The 24517-nt window shown below is 70.7% G+C and carries 18 protein-coding genes and 1 pseudogene; 5 read left to right on the forward strand and 14 right to left on the reverse strand.

Features of this window, described 5'->3' with window-relative positions; all coding sequences use genetic code 11:
* Positions 1-4: 4 nt before the first annotated feature.
* The 4 genes from Sru02f_RS34780 to Sru02f_RS34795 are packed head-to-tail and all read left to right on the forward strand — an operon-like array spanning position 5 to position 5814.
* Complete coding sequence (locus Sru02f_RS34780; protein WP_109035755.1) at positions 5-1390, forward strand: ABC transporter substrate-binding protein; 1386 nt, start codon at positions 5-7, stop codon at positions 1388-1390.
* Positions 1387-2286, forward strand: coding sequence for an ABC transporter permease (locus tag Sru02f_RS34785; RefSeq protein WP_109035753.1), 900 nt, complete (start codon positions 1387-1389; stop codon positions 2284-2286). The genes Sru02f_RS34780 and Sru02f_RS34785 overlap by 4 nt, the downstream gene beginning before the upstream one ends.
* A complete protein-coding gene (locus Sru02f_RS34790; protein WP_109035751.1) occupies positions 2264-3082 on the forward strand; it encodes an ABC transporter ATP-binding protein in 819 nt (272 codons plus the stop codon). The genes Sru02f_RS34785 and Sru02f_RS34790 overlap by 23 nt, the downstream gene beginning before the upstream one ends.
* Before the next feature lie 11 nt (positions 3083-3093).
* Entirely contained in the window at positions 3094-5814 is a 2721-nt protein-coding gene (locus tag Sru02f_RS34795) for a fumarate reductase/succinate dehydrogenase flavoprotein subunit (RefSeq protein WP_109035749.1), read from the forward strand.
* Positions 5815-5844: 30 nt separating this feature from the next.
* Here the strand turns inward: Sru02f_RS34795 and recQ are convergent, their stop codons facing one another.
* Positions 5845-7869 carry a DNA helicase RecQ gene (gene recQ, locus Sru02f_RS34800; RefSeq protein ID WP_109035854.1) on the reverse strand — a complete coding sequence of 675 codons (2025 nt, stop codon included), beginning with the start codon at positions 7867-7869 and terminating at the stop codon, positions 5845-5847.
* Positions 7870-8061: 192 nt separating this feature from the next.
* On the opposite strand from recQ, the pseudogene Sru02f_RS34805 reads away from it, so the two are divergent.
* Positions 8062-8660: pseudogene (locus Sru02f_RS34805) on the forward strand (Uma2 family endonuclease).
* 84 nt (positions 8661-8744) lie between these two features.
* Here the strand turns inward: Sru02f_RS34805 and nuoN are convergent.
* Genes nuoN through Sru02f_RS34870 form a run of 13 tightly spaced genes read right to left on the reverse strand, consistent with a single transcriptional unit; the run spans position 8745 to position 24511 of the window.
* A complete protein-coding gene (nuoN, locus tag Sru02f_RS34810) occupies positions 8745-10403 on the reverse strand; it encodes an NADH-quinone oxidoreductase subunit NuoN (protein WP_109035747.1) in 1659 nt (552 codons plus the stop codon).
* Positions 10400-11971, reverse strand: a complete 1572-nt coding sequence (locus Sru02f_RS34815; protein WP_109035745.1) for an NADH-quinone oxidoreductase subunit M — start codon at positions 11969-11971, stop codon at positions 10400-10402. The genes nuoN and Sru02f_RS34815 overlap by 4 nt, the downstream gene beginning before the upstream one ends.
* Positions 11972-11976: 5 nt before the next feature.
* Complete coding sequence (gene nuoL, locus Sru02f_RS34820) at positions 11977-13941, reverse strand: NADH-quinone oxidoreductase subunit L (protein WP_109035744.1); 1965 nt, start codon at positions 13939-13941, stop codon at positions 11977-11979.
* Positions 13942-13955: 14 nt separating this feature from the next.
* The gene (gene nuoK / locus Sru02f_RS34825; protein ID WP_003974374.1) at positions 13956-14255 is read right to left on the reverse strand and encodes an NADH-quinone oxidoreductase subunit NuoK; all 300 of its coding nucleotides are present in this window, start codon (positions 14253-14255) and stop codon (positions 13956-13958) included.
* Complete coding sequence (locus Sru02f_RS34830; protein WP_109035742.1) at positions 14252-15109, reverse strand: NADH-quinone oxidoreductase subunit J; 858 nt, start codon at positions 15107-15109, stop codon at positions 14252-14254. The genes nuoK and Sru02f_RS34830 overlap by 4 nt, the downstream gene beginning before the upstream one ends.
* A complete protein-coding gene (gene nuoI / locus Sru02f_RS34835; RefSeq protein WP_162833256.1) occupies positions 15106-15783 on the reverse strand; it encodes an NADH-quinone oxidoreductase subunit NuoI in 678 nt (225 codons plus the stop codon). Before nuoI ends, Sru02f_RS34830 begins: the two co-directional genes overlap by 4 nt.
* Entirely contained in the window at positions 15776-17173 is a 1398-nt protein-coding gene (gene nuoH, locus Sru02f_RS34840; protein WP_109035740.1) for an NADH-quinone oxidoreductase subunit NuoH, read from the reverse strand. The genes nuoI and nuoH overlap by 8 nt, the downstream gene beginning before the upstream one ends.
* A complete protein-coding gene (locus Sru02f_RS34845) occupies positions 17170-19674 on the reverse strand; it encodes an NADH-quinone oxidoreductase subunit G (protein ID WP_109035738.1) in 2505 nt (834 codons plus the stop codon). The genes nuoH and Sru02f_RS34845 overlap by 4 nt, the downstream gene beginning before the upstream one ends.
* Positions 19671-21020, reverse strand: a complete 1350-nt coding sequence (nuoF, locus tag Sru02f_RS34850; protein ID WP_003974379.1) for an NADH-quinone oxidoreductase subunit NuoF — start codon at positions 21018-21020, stop codon at positions 19671-19673. Before nuoF ends, Sru02f_RS34845 begins: the two co-directional genes overlap by 4 nt.
* Entirely contained in the window at positions 21017-21889 is an 873-nt protein-coding gene (gene nuoE, locus Sru02f_RS34855; RefSeq protein WP_109035736.1) for an NADH-quinone oxidoreductase subunit NuoE, read from the reverse strand. Before nuoE ends, nuoF begins: the two co-directional genes overlap by 4 nt.
* A complete protein-coding gene (locus Sru02f_RS34860; protein ID WP_030145370.1) occupies positions 21886-23208 on the reverse strand; it encodes an NADH-quinone oxidoreductase subunit D in 1323 nt (440 codons plus the stop codon). The genes nuoE and Sru02f_RS34860 overlap by 4 nt, the downstream gene beginning before the upstream one ends.
* Entirely contained in the window at positions 23205-23960 is a 756-nt protein-coding gene (locus tag Sru02f_RS34865; protein ID WP_109035734.1) for an NADH-quinone oxidoreductase subunit C, read from the reverse strand. Before Sru02f_RS34865 ends, Sru02f_RS34860 begins: the two co-directional genes overlap by 4 nt.
* Complete coding sequence (locus Sru02f_RS34870; protein WP_031035164.1) at positions 23957-24511, reverse strand: NuoB/complex I 20 kDa subunit family protein; 555 nt, start codon at positions 24509-24511, stop codon at positions 23957-23959. The genes Sru02f_RS34865 and Sru02f_RS34870 overlap by 4 nt, the downstream gene beginning before the upstream one ends.
* Between the last annotated feature and the right edge of the window lie 6 nt (positions 24512-24517).

Genomic DNA, 24517 nt, shown 5'->3' on the forward strand with positions numbered 1-24517 from the left:
CCCCATGAAACCGAAACGCACCACGCTCCCCCTGCCTGCCATTCCCGCCCTGCCCGCCACCGCTGCCTCCGTGGCCCTGCTCCTCTCCGTCACCGCCTGCGGCGGCGACGCCTCCGCCGGCGGGGACGGCTCCACGGTCACCGTGACCGTCGGCTACCAGTCGAGGACGATCAACACGGTCACCGCCGGCACCCTGCTGCGCTCCCTCGGCTACTTCGAGAAGCAGCTCAACTCCCTCGGCGACGGCGTCACCTACAAGGTCGACTGGCAGGACTACGCGACCGGCGCGCCCATCACCGCCCAGATGACCGCCGGGAAGATCGACATCGGCTCGATGGGCGACTTCCCCCTGCTCATCAACGCGGCCCGCGGCAAGCAGCTCGGCAAGCCGACCCGCCTGGTCTCGGTCACCGGCTACAACCTCCGCGGCGGCCTCAACACCATCGTCGTCGCACCCGGTTCCTCCCTCGCCTCCCTGAAGGACCTCAAGGGCAAGAAGGTCTCGACCAGCGTCGGTTCGGCCGCCGACGGCACCCTCGTACGCGCCCTGCAACGCGCCGGCCTCGACCCCGCCGAGGACATCGAGAAGCTCAACCAGCAGCCCGCGGTGGGCGCCTCGGCCCTGGACTCGGGGAGCGCGGACGCCCTGTCGCAGTTCGTCGCCTGGCCCGGCCTGCTCGCCCACCAGGGCAAGGCCAAGGCGCTGTACGACGGTGCGCGGCTGAACCTGCCCACGTTCCACGGCGTCACCGCCGCCGAGGACTTCGCGAAGGAGCGCCCCGCCGTACTGGAGGCCTTCCTGAAGGCTCAGACGCAGGCGACCGACTACCTCGACGCGCACCCCGTGGCCGCCGCCGAGAAGGTCGCGAAGGCCACCGGTCTGCCCGCGGAGGCCGTCTACCTCTACAACGGCGCCCAGGGCATCGCCACCTTCGACCCGGCGATCAAGCCGCAGCTCGTCGCGGCCCTCAAGGAGGACGTCTCGATCCTCAAGGACGCGAAGCTCACCGGCGACGTGGACGTGGACGCCTTCGTCGACGACCGGTACGTGAAGAAGGCGCTCGGCCCGGCCGGGTACGCCGAGCGGCTCGCCTCCACGCCCCCGGAACCGGCCGGCGAGGTCTGGCCCAAGGGTGCGCAAAAGACCCTGGCCTTCTCCTCCCCCACGGCGCTGCTGCAACACGTGGCCGGACATCGCGAGGAGATCCGCGCCGCGTACGTCCCCGACACCACCACCGGCACCCTGTGGTTCGCCGACCGGGCGGTGTGGGTGGCCGACGGCGGTGACCTGCTGCCCTTCGTCACACCGGAGACCGCGCAGGCGTACGTCGCCGGACACGGCGGAGCGCGCGTCGTCCCGTACGCCGAGGCACTGGAGCGGGCCTCGTGAACCGCTCCGCCCGATACGCGCTGCGGATCGCCTCGCTCGCGCTGGCCCTCGGCCTGTGGCAGCTGCTGACCAGCCGGGACGTCGACCTGTGGCTGCGCTTCTCGCAGTTCCCGACCGTCACCGACGTGGCCCGCACCTTCGCCGACCGGCTGGCGGGGCCCGACTACTGGACGGACCTCACCGACAGCCTGACCCGCATCCTCACCGGCTTCGTGCTCGCCGCCGTCCTGGGCGTGGCCACCGGTGTGCTCGTGGCCCGCTCGCGGCTGGCCGAGGACCTGCTCGGCCCGGTCCTCGAGGTGATCCGGCCCATTCCCGCAATCGCCCTCGTCCCCGTGGCGATCCTCCTGTTCCCCTCCAACGAGCAGGGCATCGTCTTCATCACCTGCACCGCCGCCTTCTTCCCCGTGCTGGTCTCCACCCGGCACGCGGTACGCGCGCTGGCGCCCGTGTGGGAGGAGGCGGTCCGCACCATGGGCGGCGGCCGGTGGCGGGTCCTCGGCTCGGTGGTCCTGCCGGGCGCGCTGCCCGGTGTCTTCGGTGGGCTGTCGGTCGGCATCGGCGTCTCGTGGATCTGTGTGATCTCCGCCGAGATGATCTCCGGCCAGTACGGCGTGGGGTACCGCACCTGGCAGGACTACACGGTCGTCGACTACCCGGGCGTCTTCGTCGGCATGGTCACCATCGGCGTGCTCGGCTGGCTGACCTCCACGGCCGTGGAACTGCTGGGCCGCCGCCTGACCCGCTGGCTGCCCCGCACCGCGCAGGGCACCGCCGCCCGCTCGAAGACCTCGCGGTCCGGGGCGGCTCCCCCGCCCGCCGGCACCTCCGCCGCACGCAAGGACACCCGCGCCCGTCCCGAGGAGGCACGCGATGAGCACCTCGTCCGAGACTGAGACCGAGAACGAGACCGCGACCCGGACAGCAACCGCGACCGCAAGGGAGCCCGGGGCGGCTCTCCGCGGCACCCGGCTCACCCTGCGCGGCGCCACCCTCGGCCGCCCGGACGCCGCCGCGGTGAGCGGTGTGGACGTCGACGTCGCCCCCGGCGAGATCCTCACCGTGGTCGGGCCCTCGGGCTGCGGCAAGTCGACGCTGCTGCGCACGCTGGCCGGCCTGCTGCCGCCGCTGGGCGGGACGGCGGAACAGGACGGGCGCCCCATCGACGGCCCGGGGGCGGACCGCGCACTGGTCTTCCAGGAGGACGCCCTCCTGCCCTGGCGCACCCTGCGCGCCAACGTCGAACTCCCGCTCGCCGTCCAGGGCCTGCCCCGCACCGAACGCCGGGACCAGGCGACGGCCTGGCTGGAACGGGTCGGACTCGCCGCCCAGGCCCGGCACTTGCCGCACCGCGTCTCCGGGGGACAGCGCCAGCGCGCCCAGCTGGCCCGCGCGCTGGCCGGGCGTCCCCGTGCCGTCCTGATGGACGAGCCCTTCGGCGCCCTCGACGCCCAGACCCGCGCCGGCATGCAGGACCTGCTGGTGGAGGTACTGAACGGCACGGGAGCCACCGTCGTCTTCGTCACCCACGACGTGGACGAGGCCCTGTACCTCGGCGACCGCGTCGCCCTGCTCGGCACCGGCCGCCTGACCGGCGTGCGTGACGTGCCCCGCCCCCGGGACCGCACCGCACACGACGACCCGGCCCGCACGGCGCTGCGGCGCGACGTCCTGACATCCCTCGGCACCTGAAAGGCCCCCTGGTGGAGATCCCCGCCCTCACCGACGCCGAAGAACTCTCCTGCGACGTACTCGTCGTCGGCGGCGGCACCGCCGGCACCATGGCCGCGCTGACCGCCGCCGAGCACGGCGCGAACGTACTGCTGCTGGAGAAGGCCCACGTCCGCCACTCCGGGGCCCTCGCCATGGGCATGGACGGCGTCAACAACGCCGTCGTCCCCGGCCGCGCCGAACCCGACGACTACGTCGCCGAGATCACCCGAGCCAACGACGGCATCGTCGACCAGTCCACCGTCCGCCAGACCGCCACCCGCGGCTTCGCCATGGTCCAGCGGCTGGAGTCGTACGGGGTGAAGTTCGAGAAGGACGAGCACGGCGACTACGCCGTCCGCCAGGTGCACCGGTCCGGCTCCTACGTGCTGCCGATGCCCGAGGGCAAGGACGTCAAGAAGGTCCTGTACCGGCAACTGCGGCGGCGCGAGATGCGCGAGCGCATCCGCATCGAGAACCGCGTGATGCCGGTGCGGGTCCTGACGGCGGAGGGCCGGGCAGTGGGTGCGGCGGGCTTCAACACCCGTACCGGGCGGTTCGTGACCGTCCGCGCGGGTGCCGTGGTCCTCGCCACCGGCGCCGCCGGCCGGCTCGGTCTGCCGGCCTCCGGCTACCTCTACGGCACCTACGAGAACCCCACCAACGCCGGCGACGGCTACTCCATGGCCTACCACGCCGGCGCCGAGCTGACCGGCATCGAGTGCTTCCAGATCAACCCGCTGATCAAGGACTACAACGGCCCGGCGTGCGCCTACGTCGCCAACCCCTTCGGCGGCTACCAGGTCAACCGGCACGGCGAGCGCTTCGTCGACTCCGACTACTGGTCGGGCCAGATGATGGCCGAGTTCGCCGCGGAGGTCGCCAGCGACCGGGGTCCGGTGTACCTGAAGCTCAGCCACCTCCCGGAGGAGTCGGTCTCCGCCCTGGAGTCCATCCTGCACTCCACGGAGCGGCCGACGCGCGGCACCTTCCACGCGGGCCGCGGGCACGACTACCGCACCCACGACGTCGAGATGCACATCTCCGAGATCGGGCTGTGCGGCGGCCACTCCGCCTCGGGCGTCCGCGTCGACGACCACGCCCGCACCACCGTCCCCCGCCTCTACGCCGCCGGTGACCTGGCCTGCGTGCCGCACAACTACATGATCGGCGCGTTCGTCTTCGGCGATCTGGCGGGCGCGGACGCCGCCCAGTACACGGCCTACGCGGGTGAACTGCCGCCGGAGCAGCTGCGCGAGGCGCACGAGCTGGTCTACCGCCCGCTGCGCAACCCCGACGGGCCGCCGCAGCCCCAGGTCGAGTACAAGCTGCGGCGCTTCGTCAACGACTACGTGGCGCCGCCGAAGTCCGGTGCCCGGCTGTCGCTCGCCCTGGAGTCCTTCGAGCGGATGCGCACGGACATCGCGGCGATGGGCGCCCGCACCCCGCACGAGCTGATGCGCTGCGCCGAGGTCACCTTCATCCGCGACTGCGCGGAGATGGCCGCCCGCTCCTCCCTTGCCCGCACGGAATCCCGCTGGGGCCTGTACCACGAGCGCGTCGACATCCCCGAGCGCGACGACGCGTCCTGGTTCCACCACCTCGACCTGCACAAGTCCCCCTCCGGTGCGATGGAGTTCACGGCACGTCCCGTGGCTCCCTACCTGGTTCCCATCGACGAGTTCACGCCGGTCGGCGGCCCCTCCCGGCACCTCGGCGAGGTGCATCCGGAGCAGGTGGCGACAGCCGGGGACCGCGATGCCGCGCCCCTCGCCACCGGGGGCCGCCCCACGGCCACCGCGGTCACCGCAGCCGCCGAACCCGGCGCCGCCGGAACCCCCAGGCTGCTGGAACTGCTCGCCCTGGCCGAGAACGAACCCGACCTCGCCGCCCTCCGTCCGTACCTGTCCGACCCCGCACCGGGCGTCCGGCGCACGGCGGTCAGCGTGCTCACCGAGACCGTCCCGGCCGGTACCGGCCCGGCGCTCGCCGCCGCCCTGTCCGATCCCGACGGCGAAGTGCGCGCCGCCGCGGCCGCCTCCCTGCGTGAACTGGCCGAGACGCTGACGCCCGAACCCGCCCTGGGCGAGCCCCTCGCCGAGGCCCTGGCCCGGACCGACCCCGTCGTCCGCGCCACCGCACTCGACCTGCTGCGCATCCTGCGGCTGGGCCACGCCGACACGTTCGCCGCCGCTCTCCGCGACCCCGACGCCACGGTGCGCATCGAGGCGGTGCGCGGGCTGGTGTCGCTGGACGCCGCGGAGTCGCTCTCCCCGGCCGCCGGTGATCCGTCCCGCGAGGTGCGGGTCGCGGTCGCCAAGGCGCTGGGGACGCTGCGGTCGGCGCCCCGCACCGGCGGGGCCCTCGACCGGCTCACCGAGGACCCCGACGTCCTGGTCCGCGGCGCCGCCCTCGCGGCCCTGGCGGACACGGGCTGCCCGGCTCACCTGGCGGCCCGTGCGGTCACCGCGCTGTCCGACCCCGCCTGGCAGGTACGGGCGGGCGCGGCCACCGCGCTGTCCGCCGCCGGGTCCGACCGCGCCGTCCCCGTCCTCGCCAAGGCCCTCGCCGACCGGAACGCCGACGTCCGCAAGGCGGCCGTCCTCGCCCTGACCCGGCACACGGCCACCACCGAGGACGCCCGGACGGCACTCGCGACGGCCACGGGCGACACGGACGCCGACGTCAGGGCGTACGCGACCCGTGCGCTGTGACGCGCGGCGGGCGCGAGGCTCCGCCCACCCCTATATCCAGTCGTCGGGCTCGGGCTCGGGCTCCGGCTCGTGCTCGGGCCAGTCGACCGCGCCGGCCCGCGCACCCGAACCGGTTCCCGGTCCGTCCGACGGGGCGGGCGGGGGCGCCGGGGCCGAGCCCGGTCCCTCCAGTCCGGCCAGCGCCTCGACCACGCCCTCCCCGTACGTCGCCAGCTTCTTCTCACCGACCCCGCTGATGCCCCCGAGCTGGCCGACCGAGGTGGGCCACACGGTGACGATCTCCCGCAGGGTGGCGTCGTGGAAGATGACGTACGCCGGGACGCCCTGCTCGCGGGCCTGTTCCGCGCGCCAGGCGCGCAGTGCCTCGAAGGCGGGGACCAGCTCCTGGGGCAGCTCGGCGGCGGCCGCCTTCGCCTTGCGCTCGCCGCGTCCGCCGCCCGCCGACTTGGCCGCGGCGGGCTTCTTGGGCTCCTTGCGCAGCGGCACCTCCCGCTCCCGCCGCAGGACCTCACCACTGGTGTCGGTCAGCACCAGCGTGCCGTACTCCCCCTCGACCGCGAGCAGGCCCTGGGCCAGCAGCTGCCGGGCGACACCCCGCCACTCGCCCTCGGTCAGCTCCTCGCCGATGCCGAACACGGAGAGCTGGTCGTGATCGAACTGGATCACCTTGGCGGTGCGCTTGCCCAGCAGGATGTCGATGATCTGCCCGGCGCCGAACTTCTGCCCCCGCTCGCGCTTCAGCCGCACCACCGTCGACAGCACCTTCTGCGCCGCCACCGTGCCGTCCCAGGTCTCGGGCGGGGTCAGGCAGGTGTCGCAGTTGCCGCAGGCGGACCCGTCCGGGTCCTGACCGAAGTAGGCGAGGAGCTGACCCCGGCGGCACCGGGCGGTCTCGCACAGGGCGAGCATGGCGTCCAGGTGGGACTGGGCCCGGCGGCGGAACGCCTCGTCGCCCTCGCCGGACTGGATCAGCTTGCGCTGCTGTATGACGTCGTTGAGGCCGTACGCCATCCAGGCCGTGGAGGGCAGGCCGTCCCGCCCCGCGCGGCCGGTCTCCTGGTAGTAGCCCTCGACCGACTTCGGCAGGTCGAGGTGGGCGACGAACCGCACGTCCGGCTTGTCGATGCCCATGCCGAAGGCGATGGTGGCCACGACCACCAGGCCCTCCTCGCGCAGGAACCGCGACTGGTGCGCCGAGCGGGTGCCCGCGTCCAGTCCCGCGTGGTACGGCACCGCCTCGACGCCGTTGCGCGACAGGAACTCAGCGGTCTTCTCGACCGAGTTGCGCGAGAGGCAGTAGACGATGCCCGCGTCGCCGGGGTGCTCCTCGCGCAGGAAGCCCAGGAGCTGCTTCTTGGGGTCGGACTTCGGCACGATCCGGTACTGGATGTTGGGGCGGTCGAAGCTGGCCACGAAGTGCCGCGCCGCCGGCATGTGCAGCCGCTCGGTGATCTCGCGGTGGGTGGCGTCGGTGGCCGTCGCGGTGAGCGCGAGCCTGGGCACGTCCGGCCAGCGCTCGCCCAGCAGCGACAGGGCGAGGTAGTCGGGCCGGAAGTCGTGGCCCCACTGCGAGACGCAGTGCGCCTCGTCGATGGCGAAGAGGGAGATCTTGCCGCGGGAGAGCAGGTCGAGGGTGCTGTCCAGGCGCAGCCGCTCGGGAGCCAGGTACAGCAGGTCCAGCTCCCCGGCGAGGAACTCGGCCTCGGTCACGCGCCGCTCGTCGAAGTCCTGCGTGGAGTTCATGAACCCGGCCCGCACGCCGAGCGCCCGCAGCGCGTCGACCTGGTCCTGCATCAGCGCGATCAGCGGCGAGACCACGATGCCCGTGCCGGGCCTGACCAGGGACGGGATCTGGTAGCACAGCGACTTCCCGCCGCCGGTCGGCATGAGCACCACGGCGTCACCGCCGGCGATCACGTGCTCGACGATCGCCTCCTGCTCGCCGCGGAAGGCGTCGTATCCGAAGACCCGGTGCAGGGTGGCCAGCGCCTCGCTGTCCCCGTCCCTCACCTGCGCCGTCTCTGCCATCTCGCCGATCACGCCCGTCCCGCCCATCGTCTCGTCCCCCGTACGTACTGCCTCGCCCGTCCGGTCTGTCCGGTCCATCTGGTCCGTCCTGCCCCGACCACTGCCTCAACGATAGGGGTCCGCACCGACAGCCCGGGAGTTATCCACAGGCTCCACCCCTCACGGAAAGCTACGAGCCGACAACCTGCTGCACTGTCCGCCTCCTATCAGCAAGGACGAGTGAGATTGGCGCCCGAAGCCCCGCCCTTTGAATGGCCGGTGCCTCCCGATGGCGGCTGGACCGCTGACGACCTGGACCGCCTTCCCGGCCTGCCCTGCACACGCAACTTGTCGACGCGGCACTCGTCTTCCCCTGCCCGCAGTCGGCCTTTCACGAGCGGGCCACGAGCTTCTTCGGACGGCAGCTCTCCACAGCCGCCGTACAAGGGCTCGACGTTCTGTGCAGGTTCAGCATCGACGTGGACCGGCAGAACCGGTTGGAGGCTGACCTGATCGTCCTGCGGGAAGCGGGATTGACGTGCCTCGAACAGACCCGTGTACCTGCGACCGAGGTCATGCTGGCGGTGGAGGTCACCTCGCCGGACTCCGTCTCCCGCGACCGCGAGACCAAGCCCCTGAAGTACGCCCGGGCGGGCATCGCCCACTACTGGAGGGTGGAGAACGAGAAGGGCCTCGCCGTCGTCCACGCCTTCGAGCTGGAGCCCACCACCGGCGCCTACACCAGCGTCGGCATCTTCAGGGAGCGCATGAAGGTGAGTGCGCCCTTCCCGATGGATCTGGACCTGACCGCCATCAAGCCGCGCCGCGTCGGCGAGTAGCCCGGCACACACGGCTGTGGTCCGGCACCCCTGCGCAGAGGTGCCGGACCACAGCCGTGAAGCCACAAAGCCGCAAGCGCCGCGTCAGCGCACGAACACCCCCGCCTGACCCGCCAGGTCCAGGAAGTACTGGGGCGCCACGCCGAGCACCACCGTGACGGCCACGCCCACGGCGATCGCCGTCATCGTCAGTGGTGACGGCACCGCGACCGTCGGGCCCTCGGGGCGGGGCTCGCTGAAGAACATCAGCACGATCACCCGGATGTAGAAGAAGGCGGCGATCGCCGACGAGATCACACCGATCACGACCAGCGGGGCCGCACCGCCCTCCGCCGCCGCCTTGAACACGGCGAACTTCCCGGAGAAACCGGAGGTCAGCGGGATACCGGCGAAGGCCAGCAGGAACACCGCGAAGACCGCCGCCACCAGCGGCGACCTCCGGCCCAGCCCGGCCCACTTCGACAGGTGCGTCGCCTCGCCGCCCGCGTCGCGGACCAGCGTGACGACCGCGAAGGCGCCGATCGTCACGAAGGAGTACGCGGCCAGGTAGAAGAGGACGGACGAGATGCCCTCCGGCGTGGTCGCGATGACACCGGCGAGGATGAAGCCCGCGTGCGCGATCGACGAGTACGCCAGCAGCCGCTTGATGTCGGTCTGCGTGATCGCGACGATCGCGCCGGCCAGCATCGTGACGATCGCCACGCCCCACATCACCGGCCGCCAGTCCCAACGCAGGCCGGGCAGGACGACGTACAGGATGCGGAGCAGGGCGCCGAAGGCGGCCACCTTGGTCGCCGCCGCCATGAAGCCGGTCACCGGCGTCGGCGCACCCTGGTACACGTCCGGCGTCCACATGTGGAACGGCACCGCGCCCACCTTGAACAGCAGGCCCATGACGACCAGCGCGGAGCCGACGAGCAGCAGCGCGTCGTTGCCCATGGTGTCGGCGAGCGCCGGGCTGACGTTCTGGACGGTGCCGTCGACGACCTGGGCGATCGTGCCGTACGACATGGAGCCCGCGTAGCCGTAGAGCAGGGCGATGCCGAACAGGGTGAACGCGGAGGCGAAGGCGCCGAGCAGGAAGTACTTGACCGCCGCCTCCTGCGACATGAGCCGCTTGCGGCGGGCCAGCGCGCACAGCAGGTACAGCGGGAGGGAGAAGACCTCCAGCGCCACGAAGAGCGTCAGCAGGTCGTTGGCCGCCGGGAAGACCAGCATGCCGGCGACGGCGAAGAGCAGGAGCGGGAAGACCTCCGTCGTGGTGAAGCCGGCCTTGACCGCCTTCTGCTCGCTCTCACTGCCGGGTACGGCGGCCGCCTGCGCGGCGAAGGAGTCGACGCGGTTGCCGTGCTGCTCCGGGTCGAGGCGCCGCTCGGCGAAGGTGAACAGGCCGACCAGGCTGGTCAGCAGGATGGTGCCCTGCAGGAACAGGGCCGGTCCGTCGACGGCGACGGCGCCCATCGCCGCGATCCCGGCCTTGGTCGTGCCGTACCCGCCCGCCGCGAGCGCGACGATCGCCGCGAACGCCGCGACCAGGGCGACGGCGGACACGAACATCTGCGCGTAGTAGCGGGACCTGCGCGGCACGAAGGCCTCGATCAGGATTCCGATGATCGCCGCGCCGAGGACGATGAGGACGGGCGACAACTGCCCGTACTCGATCTTCGGTGCGTCGATCTTGGCGATCGGGTCGGCCGCCGTCGCCGCCGTTGTCCACAGGCTGTGGACGGCTGATGCGCTCACTTGGCCGCCTCCACCTCAGGCTGGGGGTCCGTCTTGTGTACGTCGGACATGGTCTGCTCCACCGCCGGGTTGACGATGTCCGTCACGGGCTTCGGGAAGACGCCCAGGAAGATCAGCAGCGCCACCAGCGGTGCCACCACCACCAGCTCGCGCACCCGCAGGTCGGGCATCCCGTTCACCTCGGCCTTCACCGGGCCCGTCATCGTCCGCTGGTAGAGGACGAGGGTGTAGAGCGCGGCGAGGACGATGCCGAGGGTGGCGATGATGCCGATCACCGGATAGCGGGTGAACGTGCCGACCAGGACCAGGAACTCACTGACGAAGGGCGCGAGGCCCGGCAGGGAGAGGGTCGCGAGGCCGCCGATCAGGAAGGTGCCGGCCAGGATCGGGGCGACCTTCTGCACTCCGCCGAAGTCGGCGATGAGCCGCGAGCCGCGCCGCGAGATCAGGAACCCGGCGATCAGCATCAGCACGGCGGTCGAGATGCCGTGGTTGACCATGTACAGCGTGGCGCCGGACTGGCCCTGGCTGGTCATCGCGAAGATGCCCATGATGATGAAGCCGAAGTGCGAGATCGACGCGTAGGCGATCAGCCGCTTGATGTCGCGCTGGCCGACCGCGAGCAGCGCGCCGTAGATGATGCTGATGACCGCCAGGACCAGGATGACCGGCGTCGCCCACTTGCTGGCCTCCGGGAAGAGCTGGAGGCAGAAGCGGAGCATCGCGAAGGTGCCGACCTTGTCGACGACCGCCGTGATGAGCACGGCGACGGGAGCGGTCGACTCCCCCATGGCGTTGGGCAGCCAGGTGTGCAGCGGGAACAGCGGCGCCTTCACCGCGAAGGCGAAGAAGAAGCCGAGGAACAGCCAGCGCTCGGTGTTGGTCGCCATGTCCAGCGAGCCGTTGGCCCGCGCCTCGGCGATCTCGGTGAGCGAGAAGTTCCCGGCGACCACGTACAGGCCGATCACCGCGGCCAGCATGATCAGGCCGCCGGCCAGGTTGTAGAGGAGGAACTTCACCGCGGCGTACGACCGCTGGGTCGCCGCCGTCTTCTCACCGTGCTCGTGCGCCCGGTCCCCGAAGCCGCCGATCAGGAAGTACAGCGGGATCAGCATGGCTTCGAAGAAGATGTAGAAGAGGAAGACGTCGGTGGCCTCGAAGGAGATGATCACCATCGCCTCGACGGCCAGGATCAGGGCGAAGAAGCCCTGTGTCGGCCGCCACCGGCTGCTGCCGGTCTCCAGCGGGTCGGCGTCGTGCCAGCCCGCGAGGATGATGAACGGGATCAGCAGGGCGGTCAGCGCGATCAGCGCCACCGCGATGCCGTCCACGCCCAGTTCGTACCGGACGCCGAAGTCCGCGATCCAGGAATGGGACTCGGTGAGCTGGTAGCGGTCGCCGTCGGGGTCGAAGCGGACCAGGACCGCGATCGCCAGCCCGAGCGTGGCCAGCGAGACCAGCAGCGCCAGCCACTTGGCCGCGGTGCGTTTCGCGGCCGGCACGGCTGCCGTGGCGATCGCCCCGACGGCCGGGAGGGCCGCCGTGACTGTCAGCAGGGGAAAGGACATCGGTATCAGACCGCCCTCATCAGCAGGGTCGCGGCGACGAGGAGTGCCGCACCGCCGAACATCGAGACCGCGTACGAGCGCGCGAAGCCGTTCTGCAGCTTGCGCATCCGCCCGGACAGGCCGCCGACCGAGGCCGCCGTCCCGTTGACGACTCCGTCGACCACGGTGTGGTCGACGTAGACCAGGGAGCGCGTCAGGTGCTCGCCGCCACGGACCAGGACGACGTGGTTGAAGTCGTCCTGGAGCAGGTCGCGCCGGGCCGCCCGGGTGAGCAGCGACCCGCGCGGGGCGACGGCCGGGACCGGACGGCGCCCGTACTGCGCCCAGGCGACGGCGACGCCGATGACCATGCAGGCCACCGTCGCCCCGGTGACCGCCCCGGCGCTGATCGGGGAGTCGCCGTGGCTGTGCCCGGTGATGGGCTCCAGCCAGTGCATGAAGCGGTCGCCGATGCTGAAGAAGGCACCGGCCCCGACCGACCCGACGGCCAGCACGATCATAGGAATCGTCATGAGACCCGGCGACTCGTGCGGGTGCGGCGGCTCGTACGCGCCGCGCGTCTCGGCGGCGGGCTCCACGTCGGGCTTGGCCGGCGACGGCGTCGGGGCGTTCCGCCAGCGCTCCTCGCCGAAGAACGTCATCAGCATCACGCGCGTCATGTAGTACGCGGTGATGGCCGCGCCCAGCAGGGCACAGGCGCCGAGGATCCAGCCCTCGGTGCCGCCCTTGGCGAACGCCGCCTCGATGATCTTGTCCTTGGAGAAGAAGCCGGACAGGCCCGGGAAGCCGATGATGGCGAGGTAGCCGAGGCCGAAGGTGACGAAGGTGACCGGCATGTACTTGCGCAATCCGCCGTAGCGGCGCATGTCGACCTCGTCGTTCATGCCGTGCATGACGGAGCCGGCGCCGAGGAACAGCCCGGCCTTGAAGAAGCCGTGCGTCACCAGGTGCATGATCGCGAAGACGTAGCCGATCGGGCCGAGGCCCGCGGCGAGCACCATGTAGCCGATCTGCGACATGGTCGAACCGGCCAGGGCCTTCTTGATGTCGTCCTTGGCACAACCGACGATCGCACCGAAGAGCAGCGTGACCGCGCCCACGATGGTGACCACCAGTTGCGCGTCGGGCGCGCCGTTGAAGATCGCGCCGGACCGGACGATCAGGTACACGCCCGCCGTCACCATGGTCGCGGCGTGGATGAGGGCCGAGACCGGGGTCGGGCCCTCCATCGCGTCGCCGAGCCAGGACTGCAGCGGCACCTGGGCGGACTTGCCGCAGGCGGCGAGCAGCAGCATCAGGGCGATCGCGGTGAGCTTGCCCTCGTCCGCCCCGGCCGCCAGTCCGGCCTCCCCGTGGCCGCCGAGCACCGGCCCGAAGGCGAAGGTGCCGAACCACAGGAACATCAGCATGATGCCGATGGACAGGCCCATGTCGCCGACGCGGTTGACCAGGAAGGCCTTCTTCGCGGCGGTGGCGGCGCTGGGCTTGTACTGCCAGAAGCCGATCAGCAGGTAGGAGGCGAGGCCGACGCCCTCCCAGCCGACGTACAGCAGCAGGTAGTTGTCGGCGAGGACGAGGATCAGCATCGCCGCGAGGAACAGGTTCAGGTAGCCGAAGAAGCGGCGGCGGCGCTCGTCGTGCTCCATGTACGCGACCGAGTACAGGTGGATGAGCGAGCCGACTCCGGTGATCAGCAGGACGAACGTCATCGACAGCTGGTCGAGCCGGAAGGCGACGTCGGCCTGGAACCCCTCCACCGGGATCCAGCTGAACAGGTGCTGCGTCAGGGTGCGGTCCTCGGCGCCGCTGCCGAGCAGGTCGGCGAAGAGGACGACGCCGATCACGAAGGACACGGCGGCCAGCAGCGTGCCGATCCAGTGGCCGACGCGGTCCAGCCGGCGTCCGCCGCACAGCAGGACGACCGCTCCTAGCAGGGGCGCCGCCACCAGCAGCGCAATCAGGTTCTCCACGTTTCAGCAGCCCCTCACAGCTTCATCAGGCTGGCGTCGTCGACCGAGGCCGAGTGGCGGGAACGGAACAGGGACACGATGATCGCGAGCCCGACCACGACCTCCGCGGCGGCGACGACCATCGTGAAGAAGGCGATGATCTGGCCGTCGAGGTTGCCGTGCATGCGGGAGAAGGCGACGAACGCGAGGTTGCAGGCGTTGAGCATCAGCTCGATGCACATGAAGACCACGATCGCGTTGCGCCGGATCAGCACGCCGGTGGCACCGATCGTGAACAGCAGGGCCGCGAGGTAGAGGTAGTTGACGGGGTTCACTTCGACGCCTCCTCGGACTGCTTGGAGTTGTCGGGGCCGACCGCCTTGCGTTCCAGCCGGTCCTCGGCCCGCTGCTCCAGCGCCTTCAGGTCGCCCAGCGCCTCCATCGACACGTCGCGGATCTGGCCCCGCTCGCGCAGCGTCTTGCTGACGGTCAGCTCGGAGGGGGTGCCGTCGGGGAGCAGCCCCGCGATGTCGACCGCGTTGTGCCGGGCGTACACGCCGGGTGCCGGCAGCGGCGGCAGGTGCTTGCCCTCGCGGATGCGCTGCTCGGACAGCTCGCGCTGGGTCCTGGCGCGCTCGGTGCGCTCGCGGTGGGTGAGCACCATGGCACCGACCGCCGCCGTGATGAGCAGGGCGCCGGTGATCTCGAAGGCGAAGACGTACTTGGTGAAGATGAGGGACGCGATGCCCTCCACGTTGCCGTTCGCGTTGGCCTGGGCGAGTCCGGTGAACTCGGAGACGGAGGCGTTGCCGATGCCGGCGATCAGCAGGATGCCGAAGCCGAGTCCGGACAGCAGGGCCAGCCAGCGCTGGCCCTTGATGGTCTCCTTCAGCGAGTCCGCCGCGGTGACGCCGACGAGCATCACCACGAACAGGAACAGCATCATGATGGCGCCGGTGTAGACGACGATCTGCACGATGCCGAGGAAGTAGGCGCCGTTGGCGAGGTAGAACACCGCCAGAATGATCATCGTCCCGGCGAGGCACAGCGCGCTGTGCACGGCCTTCTTCATGAAGACGGTGCACAGGGCGCCGATCACCGCGACCGTGCCGAGGATCCAGAACTGGACGGCCTCTCCGGTGGAGGTGCCGGCGGAGAGGGTCGCCGCGGCGGCGAGCTGCGCGCTCATCGGCGGATCACCTCCTCCGACGCCGGCTCGGTCGCGCCGAAGGTCGAGTCGCCCTCCTGGACGACTTCCCCCTTGGAGTGGGCGACCTGCTGGACCGTGCCGGGCGCGGCCTCGGTGACCAGGCCCCGGTAGTAGTCCTGCTCGTCGGTGCCCGGGTAGATGGCGTGCGGCGAGTCGACCATGCCCTCCTCGAGACCGGCGAGCAACTGGTCCTTGGTGAAGATGAGGTTGGCGCGGCTGGAGTCGGCCAGCTCGAACTCGTTGGTCATCGTCAGCGCGCGCGTGGGGCACGCCTCGATGCACAGGCCGCACAGGATGCAGCGGGCGTAGTTGATCTGGTAGACGCGGCCGTACCGCTCGCCCGGCGAGTAGCGCTCCTCGTCGGTGTTGTCCGCGCCCTCGACGTAGATGGCGTCGGCGGGACATGCCCAGGCGCACAGCTCGCAGCCGACGCACTTCTCCAGACCATCCGGATGGCGGTTGAGCTGGTGCCGTCCGTGGAAGCGCGGAGCGGTGGTCTTCTGCTGCTCCGGGTACTGCTCGGTCAGCCGCTTCTTGAACATGGCCTTGAAGGTCACGCCGAAGCCGGCCACGGGGTTCATGAATCCGGGGTCGGTCCCCTTGTGATCCACGTGTTCCGTGTTGTCCCTGTGTTCTTCGCGTTCCTCAGCCATCGGACGCCTCCTTTCCATCCGTAGGTCCGCCCGCAGGTCCGTCACTGTGAGTATCGGGCCCACCACTGACAATCAGCTCCCGCTCCCGGCGGGGACGGCGCCTGGGCACCGGCGGCACCTGCTGTCCGGGCATCGGCGGGACGGGGAATCCGCCGGCCATCGGGTCGAAGGCGGCCTCCGTCCCGGCCCCGGTCCCGGCCTCGGCAGGCTGGTCGGCGGCCTTGCCGCCCTTGTCGCGGTACATGTCGACGAGGAAGGACAACAGCAGCAGGACCAGGACGCCGCCGCCGATGTAGAGGGCGATGTCGCTGAAGCCGTAGTTCTCGTTCCTGAGCGCCCGCACGGTCGCGACCAGCATCAGCCAGACCAGGGAGACCGGGATGAGGACCTTCCAGCCGAGCTTCATCAACTGGTCGTAGCGGACCCGGGGAAGAGTGCCGCGCAGCCAGATGAAGAAGAACAGCAGCAACTGGACCTTGACCACGAACCAGAGCAGCGGCCACCAGCCGTGGTTGGCGCCCTCCCAGAAGGTGCTGATCGGCCAGGGGGCCCGCCAGCCGCCGAGGAACAGCGTGGTGGCGACCGCCGAGACCGTCACCATGTTCACGTACTCGGCGAGCATGAACATCGCGAACTTGATCGACGAGTACTCGGTGTTGAAGCCGCCCACCAGGTCGCCCTCGGACTCGGGCATGTCGAAGGGGGCGCGGTTGGTCTCGCCGACCATGGTGACGATGTAGAGGATGAAGGAGACCGGCAGCAGCACGATGTACCAGCGGTCGTCCTGCTGGGCGACGATCTCCGAGGTGGACATCGAGCCGGAGTAGAGGAAGACCGAGGCGAACGCGGCACCCATCGCGATCTCGTAGGAGATCATCTGGGCGCAGGAGCGCAGGCCGCCGAGGAGCGGGTACGTCGATCCGGAGCTCCAGCCGGCGAGCACGATGCCGTAGATGCCGACCGAGGCGACCGCCAGGATGAACAGCATCGCGATCGGCAGGTCGGTGAGCTGCATGGCGGTGCGGTGGCCGAAGATCGAGACCTCGTTGCCGGCCGGCCCGAAGGGGATCACCGCGATCGCCATGAAGGCCGGGATGGCCGCCACGATCGGCGCGAGGATGTAGACCGCCTTGTCGGCGCGCTTGACGACGAGGTCTTCCTTGAGCATCAGCTTGATGCCGTCGGCGAGCGACTGGAGCATGCCCCAGGGGCCGTGCCGGTTCGGACCGATGCGCAGCTGCATCCAGGCGACGACCTTGCGCTCCCACACGATGGAGAACAGCACGGTCACCATCAGGAAGGCGAAGCAGAACACCGCCTTGACGACGACCAGCCACCAGGGATCGGTGCCGAACATCGAGAGGTCTTCAGCGGCGAGGTACGGGCTCATGCCTCCACCTCCTTGGGGGCGGCGCCCGCGGGCGTCGCCGGACCGATGCGGACGAGGGTTCCGGGCAGTACCCCGGCGTCGGAGGCGACGCCGGAGCCTGCCGAGTTCAGCGGAAGCCAGACCACCCGGTCGGGCATCTCGGTGACCTGCAGCGGGAGTTCGACGGCTCCGGCGGGACCGGTGACGGCGAGGACGTCGCCGTCCTTGACGCCCGCCTCGGCGGCGGTTGCGGCCGACAGCCGCGCGCGGGCGGCGTGCCGGGTGCCTGCGAGTGCCTCGTCGCCCTGCTGCAGCAGTCCCTGGTCGAGCAGCAGCCGGTGCCCGGCCAGTACGGCCTCTCCGGCGGCCGGCCGCGGCAGCGCGCTCGCGGTCTGCAGCGGCTCACCGGCCCGCGGCCCGTCCCAGGCGCCGAGCCGGTCGATCTCCGCGCGCGTGGTGCGCAGATCGGGCAGGCCCAGGTGTACGTCCATGGCGTCGGCCAGCATCTGCAGGACGCGGGCGTCGGTGGGAGCCAGGCGCCGGGTCATCTGGTCGGGCTTGAGCGCGGCCTCGAAGAAGCGCACCCTGCCCTCCCAGTTGAGGAAGGTGCCGGGCTTCTCGGCGACCGCGGCGACGGGCAGGACCACGTCGGCGCGTTCGGTGACCTCGCCGGGCCGCAGCTCCAGCGACACCACGAACCCGGCCTCGTCCAGTGCCGCACGCGCACGCGTGGGGTCGGGCAGGTCGGCGACCTCCACGCCCGCCACGAGCAGCGCCTGGAGTTCGCCCCGGGCCGCGGCCTCGACGATCTCGCCGGTGTCGCGCCCGTAGCGGTGCGGCAGGTCGGCCAGGCCCCACAGGGCGGCGACCTCCTCACGCGCGCGCGGGTCGGTCGCCGGGCGTCCGCCGGGCAGCAGCGACGGCAGCGCACCCGCCTCGATGGCGCCGCGCTCCCCGGCCCGGCGCGGGATCCACACCAGCCGGGCGCCGGTCGCCGCCGAGGTCCGTACGGCGGAGGTGAGGCCTCCGGCCACGGACGCCAGCCGTTCACCGACGACGATCACGGCGCCCTCGGCGCGCAGGGCCTCGGCGGCCTGGGTGCCGCCCTCCTCCAGGCCGACGCCGCTGGCGAGGGCGTCCAGCCACTCGGTCTCGGTGCCGGGAGCGGCGGGGAGCAGGGTGCCGCCCGCCTTCTCCAGGCCCCGCGTGGCGTGCGTGGCCAGCGAGAAGACCTTCTGGCCGTGCTTGCGCCAGGCCTTGCGCAGCCGGAGGAAGACGCCGGGCGCCTCCTCCTCGGCCTCGAAGCCGACCAGCAGGACGGCGGGCGCCTTCTCCAGCGAGGTGTAGGTGACGCCGGTGCCGTCGAGGTCGCGGCCGTGTCCGGCGATCCGGGCGGCCAGGAAGTCGGCCTCCTCGGCGCTGTGCACGCGCGCGCGGAAGTCGATGTCGTTGGTGTCGAGCGCCACGCGCGCGAACTTGCTGTACGCGTAGGCGTCCTCGACGGTGAGCCGTCCGCCGGTCAGGACGCCGGTGCGGCCCCTGGAGGCGAGCAGTCCCTGCGCGGCGATCTGCAGCGCCTCGGGCCAGGAGGCCGGCTCCAGCTCGCCCTCGGCGTTGCGCACCAGGGGCGTGGTGAGCCGGTCGCGCTGCTGGGCGTACCGGAAGCCGAAGCGCCCCTTGTCGCAGATCCACTCCTCGTTGACCTCGGGCTCGTTGGCCGCGAGGCGCCGCATGACCTTGCCGCGCCGGTGGTCGGTGCGGGTCGCGCAGCCGCCGGAACAGTGCTCGCACACGGACGGCGAGGAGATCAGGTCGAAGGGGCGGGAGCGGAACCGGTAGGCCGCAGAAGTCAGGGCGCCGACCGGGCAGATCTGGATGGTGTTGCCGGAGAAGTACGACTCGAAGGGGTCGCCCTCGCCGGTGCCGACCTGCTGGAGCGCGCCCCGTTCGATCAGCTCGATCATCGGGTCGCCCGCGACCTGGTTGGAGAACCGGGTGCAGCGGGCGCACAGCACGCAGCGCTCGCGGTCGAGCAACACCTGCGTGGAGATCGGTACGGGCTTCTCGTAGGTCCGCTTCTTGCCCTCGAAGCGTGAGTCGGCCTGGCCGTGCGACATGGCCTGGTTCTGCAGCGGGCACTCGCCGCCCTTGTCGCAGACCGGGCAGTCCAGCGGGTGGTTGATGAGCAGCAGCTCCATCACACCGTGCTGGGCCTTCTCGGCGACGGGCGAGGTGAGCTGGGTCTTCACCACCATGCCGTCGGTGCAGGTGATGGTGCAGGACGCCATGGGCTTGCGCTGGCCCTCGACCTCGACGATGCACTGGCGGCAGGCGCCGGCCGGGTCGAGGAGGGGGTGGTCGCAGAACCGGGGGATCTCGATGCCGAGCTGCTCGGCGGCCCGGATGACCAGGGTGCCCTTGGGCACGCTGATCTCGGCGCCGTCGATCGTCAGCGTGACGAGATCCTCCGGCGGGACCGCCGCCGCTCCCCCTCCCGAGGGAGTACTGGTGGTCACGGTCATGCCTTCACCTCCGTGCGGTCGGCCCAGGCCGTCGACTTGGCCGGGTCGAAGGGGCAGCCGCGGCCCGTGATGTGCTCCTCGTACTCCTCGCGGAAGTACTTGAGCGAGGAGAAGATCGGCGAGGCGGCACCGTCGCCGAGGGCGCAGAAGGACTTGCCGTTGATGTTGTCGGCGATGTCGTTCAGCTTGTCGAGGTCGGACATCTGTCCCTTGCCGGCCTCGATGTCGCGCAGCAACTGGACGAGCCAGTACGTGCCTTCGCGGCACGGTGTGCACTTGCCGCAGGACTCGTGGGCGTAGAACTCGGTCCAGCGGGTGACGGCGCGCACGACGCAGGTTGTCTCGTCGAAGCACTGGAGCGCCTTGGTGCCGAGCATGGAACCGGCGGCGCCCACTCCTTCGTAGTCGAGGGGGACGTCGAGGTGCTCGTCGGTGAACATCGGCGTCGAGGAACCGCCGGGCGTCCAGAACTTGAGCCGGTGGCCGGGGCGCATGCCGCCGCTCATGTCGAGGAGCTGGCGCAGCGTGATGCCGAGCGGGGCCTCGTACTGGCCGGGTCCCGCGACGTGGCCGCTGAGCGAGTAGAGCGTGAAGCCCGGGGACTTCTCGCTGCCCATCGACCTGAACCAGTCCTTGCCCTTGTTCAGGATCGCGGGAACTGAAGCGATCGATTCGACGTTATTCACCACAGTCGGGCACGCATAGAGGCCCGCGACGGCAGGAAAGGGGGGACGGAGCCGCGGTTGACCCCGGCGGCCTTCGAGCGAGTCGAGCAGCGCGGTCTCCTCACCGCAGATGTACGCGCCCGCGCCCGCGTGCACGGTGAGGGTGAGATCGAGTCCGCTGCCCAGGATGTTCTCGCCGAGGAAGCCGGCCGCGTAGGCCTCGCGCACGGCCTCGTGCAACCGCCGCAGCACTGGGACGACTTCACCACGCAGATAGATGAAGGCATGCGAAGACCTGATGGCGTAACACGCGATGACGATGCCCTCGATGAGGCTGTGCGGGTTCGCGAAGAGGAGCGGGATGTCCTTGCAGGTCCCCGGCTCCGACTCGTCGGCGTTGACAACTAGATAGTGAGGCTTGCCGTCCCCCTGGGGAATGAACTGCCACTTCATCCCCGTCGGGAACCCGGCACCGCCGCGTCCACGCAGACCGGACTCCTTGACGTACGCGATCAGGTCGTCCGGCGCCATCGCCAGCGCCTTGCGGAGCCCCTCGTACCCCTCGTGCCTCCGGTAGACGTCGAGAGTCCACGACTCGTCCTCGTCCCAGAAGGCCGACAGCACGGGTGCGAGCAGCTTCTCCGGGTTGCTGCCCCTGATCTCGGCTGCCACGGTCATCACTCCCCCTCCTCGGCGGTAGGCCCTGCCGGGTTGGAAGGGTCGGATGCCGATGTGTCCTGCGGCGCGTCGTGCGAGCTGAGGTGTTCCGTCGGGGACGGGTCGTGCACGGCCCGGTCCTGCGGCGCGTCGTGCGGTCCGCCGTCCCGCGGGTGCACCACGCGCGCGGCGGACGCCTCGCCCTTCGCCAGCCTCAGGCCGGCCAGGGAGGCGGGACCCGCGCTGCCGCCGGCCGCGACGGCGCCGTCCCGCTCGTCCGGGAAGCCCGCCAGGATCCGGGCGGTCTCCTTGAAGGTGCACAGCGGAGCACCGCGCGTCGGCGTCACCGGCCGTCCCGCGCGCAGGTCGTCGACGAGGGCCTTGACGCTCGCCGGGGTCTGGTTGTCGAAGAACTCCCAGTTGACCATCACGACCGGCGCGAAGTCGCAGGCCGCGTTGCACTCGATGTGCTCCAGGGTGACCTTGCCGTCCTCGGTGGTCTCGCCGTTGCCGACGCCGAGGTGGTCCTGGAGGGACTCGAAGATGGCGTCGCCGCCCATCACCGCGCACAGCGTGTTGGTGCAGACCCCCACCTGGTAGTCGCCGCTCGGCCGGCGCCGGTACATGGTGTAGAAGGTGGCGACCGCGGTGACCTCGGCCGTGGTGAGGTCCAGCACGTCCGCGCAGAACTGCATCCCGGTGCGTGTGACGTGTCCCTCCTGCGACTGCACGAGGTGCAGCAACGGCAGGAGGGCGGACCGGGAGTCCGGGTAGCGGGCGATGATCTCGCGCGCGTCGGTCTCCAGCCGGGCCCGGACGTCGTCCGGGTAGGCGGGCGCGGGCAGTTCCGGCATGCCCAGGCTGACGCCCCGCTCCGAAGAAGAGGTGGTCACCGGTCGACGCCTCCCATCACGGGGTCGATGGACGCCACCGCGACGATGACGTCGGCGACCTGGCCGCCCTCGCACATCGCCGCCATGGCCTGCAGGTTGGTGAAGGACGGGTCGCGGAAGTGGACCCGGAAGGGGCGGGTGCCGCCGTCGGAGACGACGTGCACTCCCAGTTCGCCCTTGGGTGACTCGACCGCCGTGTACGCCTGTCCCGGCGGTACCCGGAAGCCCTCGGTGACCAGCTTGAAGTGGTGGATCAGGGCCTCCATGGAGGTACCCATGATCTTCTTGATGTGGTCGAGGGAGTTGCCCAGGCCGTCCGGCCCCAGGGCGAGCTGCGCGGGCCAGGCGATCTTCTTGTCGGCGACCATGACCGGGCCGGGCTGGAGCCGGTCCAGGCACTGCTCGACGATCCTGAGCGACTGGCGCATCTCCTCCAGCCGGATCAGGAAGCGGCCGTAGGAGTCGCAGGTGTCGGCGGTCGGGACGTCGAAGTCGTACGTCTCGTAGCCGCAGTACGGCTGGGTCTTGCGCAGGTCGTGCGGGAGACCGGTGGACCTGAGGACGGGGCCGGTGGCGCCGAGCGCCATGCAGCCGGCCAGGTCGAGGTAGCCGACGTCCTGCATGCGGGCCTTGAAGATGGGGTTCCCGGTGGCGAGCTTGTCGTACTCCGGGAGGTTCTTGTTCATCTTCTTCACGAACTCGCGGATCTGGTCCACCGCGCCCGGCGGCAGGTCCTGGGCGAGGCCGCCCGGGCGGATGTACGCGTGGTTCATCCGCAGGCCGGTGATCAGCTCGTAGATGTCGAGAATCAGTTCACGATCGCGGAAGCCGTAGATCATGATCGTGGTGGCGCCCAGCTCCATGCCGCCGGTGGCGATGGCCACCAGGTGCGAGGAGAGCCGGTTCAGCTCCATCAGCAGGACCCGGATGATCGTGGCCCGGTCCGGGATCTGGTCCTCGATGCCGAGGAGCTTCTCGACGCCCAGGCAGTACGCCGCCTCGTTGAAGAACGGCGTCAGGTAGTCCATGCGCGTCACGAACGTGGTGCCCTGCGTCCAGGTCCGGTACTCGAGGTTCTTCTCGATGCCGGTGTGCAGGTAGCCGATGCCGCAGCGGGCCTCGGTGACCGTCTCGCCGTCGATCTCCAGGATGAGGCGGAGCACGCCGTGCGTGGACGGGTGCTGCGGACCCATGTTGACGACGATGCGCTCGTCGTCGGCGCGGGCCGCGGACTGGACGACCTCGTCCCAGTCGCCGCCGGTGACCGTGTAGACGGTGCCCTCGGTCGTCTCCCTGGGGGAGGCGTGGGAAGTGCTCACGAGTACGACCTCCGCTGGTCCGGAGCCGGGATCTGGGCGCCCTTGTACTCGACGGGGATGCCGCCGAGGGGGTAGTCCTTGCGCTGCGGAAAGCCCTGCCAGTCGTCCGGCATCATGATCCGCGTCAGGGCCGGGTGATCGTCGAAGACGATGCCGAAGAAGTCGTACGTCTCGCGCTCGTGCCAGTCGTTGGTCGGGTAGACGGAGACCAGCGACGGGATGTGCGGGTCCCCGTCGGGGGCGCTGACTTCGAGGCGGATCAGCCGGTTGTGGGTGATCGAGCGCAGGTGGTAGACGGCGTGCAGCTCGCGGCCCTTGTCGTGCGGGTAGTGGACGCCGCTGACGCCGGTGCACAGTTCGAAGCGCAGGGCCGGGTCGTCGCGCAGGGTGCGGGCGACGCGGACCAGGTGCTCGCGCTCGATGTGGAAGGTCATCTCGCCGCGGTCGACGACCGTCTTCTCGATGGCGTTGTCGGGCAGGAGACCCTGCTCCTCCAGCGCGCCCTCGAGCTCGTCGGCGACCTCGTCGAACCAGCCCCCGTAGGGCCGGCTCGCCGGTCCGGGGAGCCGGACGGAGCGGACCAGGCCGCCGTAGCCGGAGGTGTCGCCGCCGTTGTTGGCGCCGAACATGCCGCGCTGGACGCGGATCTCCTCGCCGCCCTGGCCCCGCTGGCCGGGGAGGTTCTCCGCGGACAGGTCCTTCTCGGGGTTGACCTCGTTCGCGTCACCCGCGGTGTTGTTCGCGTCGCTCACCGCAGCAGCCCCTTCATCTCGATCGTGGGCAGGGCCTTGAGCGCCGCCTCCTCCGCCTCGCGGGCCGCTTCCTCGGCGTTGACCCCGAGCTTGGAGCCCTGGATCTTCTGGTGGAGCTTGAGGATGGCGTCCATCAGCATCTCGGGCCGCGGCGGGCAGCCGGGGAGGTAGATGTCGACGGGGACGACGTGGTCGACGCCCTGGACGATGGCGTAGTTGTTGAACATGCCGCCCGAGGAGGCGCAGACCCCCATGGAGATGACCCACTTCGGGTTCGGCATCTGGTCGTAGACCTGCCGCAGCACCGGCGCCATCTTCTGGCTGACCCGGCCCGCGACGATCATCAGGTCCGCCTGCCGCGGCGAGCCGCGGAAGACCTCCATGCCGAAGCGCGCCAGGTCGTAGCGGCCGGCGCCGGTGGTCATCATCTCGATGGCGCAGCAGGCGAGGCCGAACGTGGCCGGGAAGACCGACGACTTGCGCACCCAGCCCGCGGCCTGCTCGACGGTGGTCAGCAGGAAGCCGCTCGGCAGTTTTTCTTCGAGTCCCATGTCAAT

The sequence above is a fragment of the Streptomyces rubrogriseus genome (assembly GCF_027947575.1).
Taxonomy (GTDB): domain Bacteria; phylum Actinomycetota; class Actinomycetes; order Streptomycetales; family Streptomycetaceae; genus Streptomyces; species Streptomyces rubrogriseus.

Bases quoted from the DNA above. Each gene is read 5' to 3' on its own strand.
- Sru02f_RS34845 (WP_109035738.1), bottom strand. From the start codon at position 19,674: ATGACCGTGACCACCAGTACTCCCTCGGGAGGGGGAGCGGCGGCGGTC.
- nuoH (WP_109035740.1), bottom strand. From the start codon at position 17,173: ATGAGCCCGTACCTCGCCGCTGAAGACCTCTCGATGTTCGGCACCGAT.
- Sru02f_RS34870 (WP_031035164.1), bottom strand. From the start codon at position 24,511: ATGGGACTCGAAGAAAAACTGCCGAGCGGCTTCCTGCTGACCACCGTC.
- recQ (WP_109035854.1), bottom strand. From the start codon at position 7,869: ATGGGCGGGACGGGCGTGATCGGCGAGATGGCAGAGACGGCGCAGGTG.
- nuoI (WP_162833256.1), bottom strand. From the start codon at position 15,783: ATGGCTGAGGAACGCGAAGAACACAGGGACAACACGGAACACGTGGAT.
- Sru02f_RS34830 (WP_109035742.1), bottom strand. From the start codon at position 15,109: ATGAGCGCGCAGCTCGCCGCCGCGGCGACCCTCTCCGCCGGCACCTCC.
- Sru02f_RS34780 (WP_109035755.1), top strand. From the start codon at position 5: ATGAAACCGAAACGCACCACGCTCCCCCTGCCTGCCATTCCCGCCCTG.
- Sru02f_RS34815 (WP_109035745.1), bottom strand. From the start codon at position 11,971: ATGTCCTTTCCCCTGCTGACAGTCACGGCGGCCCTCCCGGCCGTCGGG.
- Sru02f_RS34790 (WP_109035751.1), top strand. From the start codon at position 2,264: ATGAGCACCTCGTCCGAGACTGAGACCGAGAACGAGACCGCGACCCGG.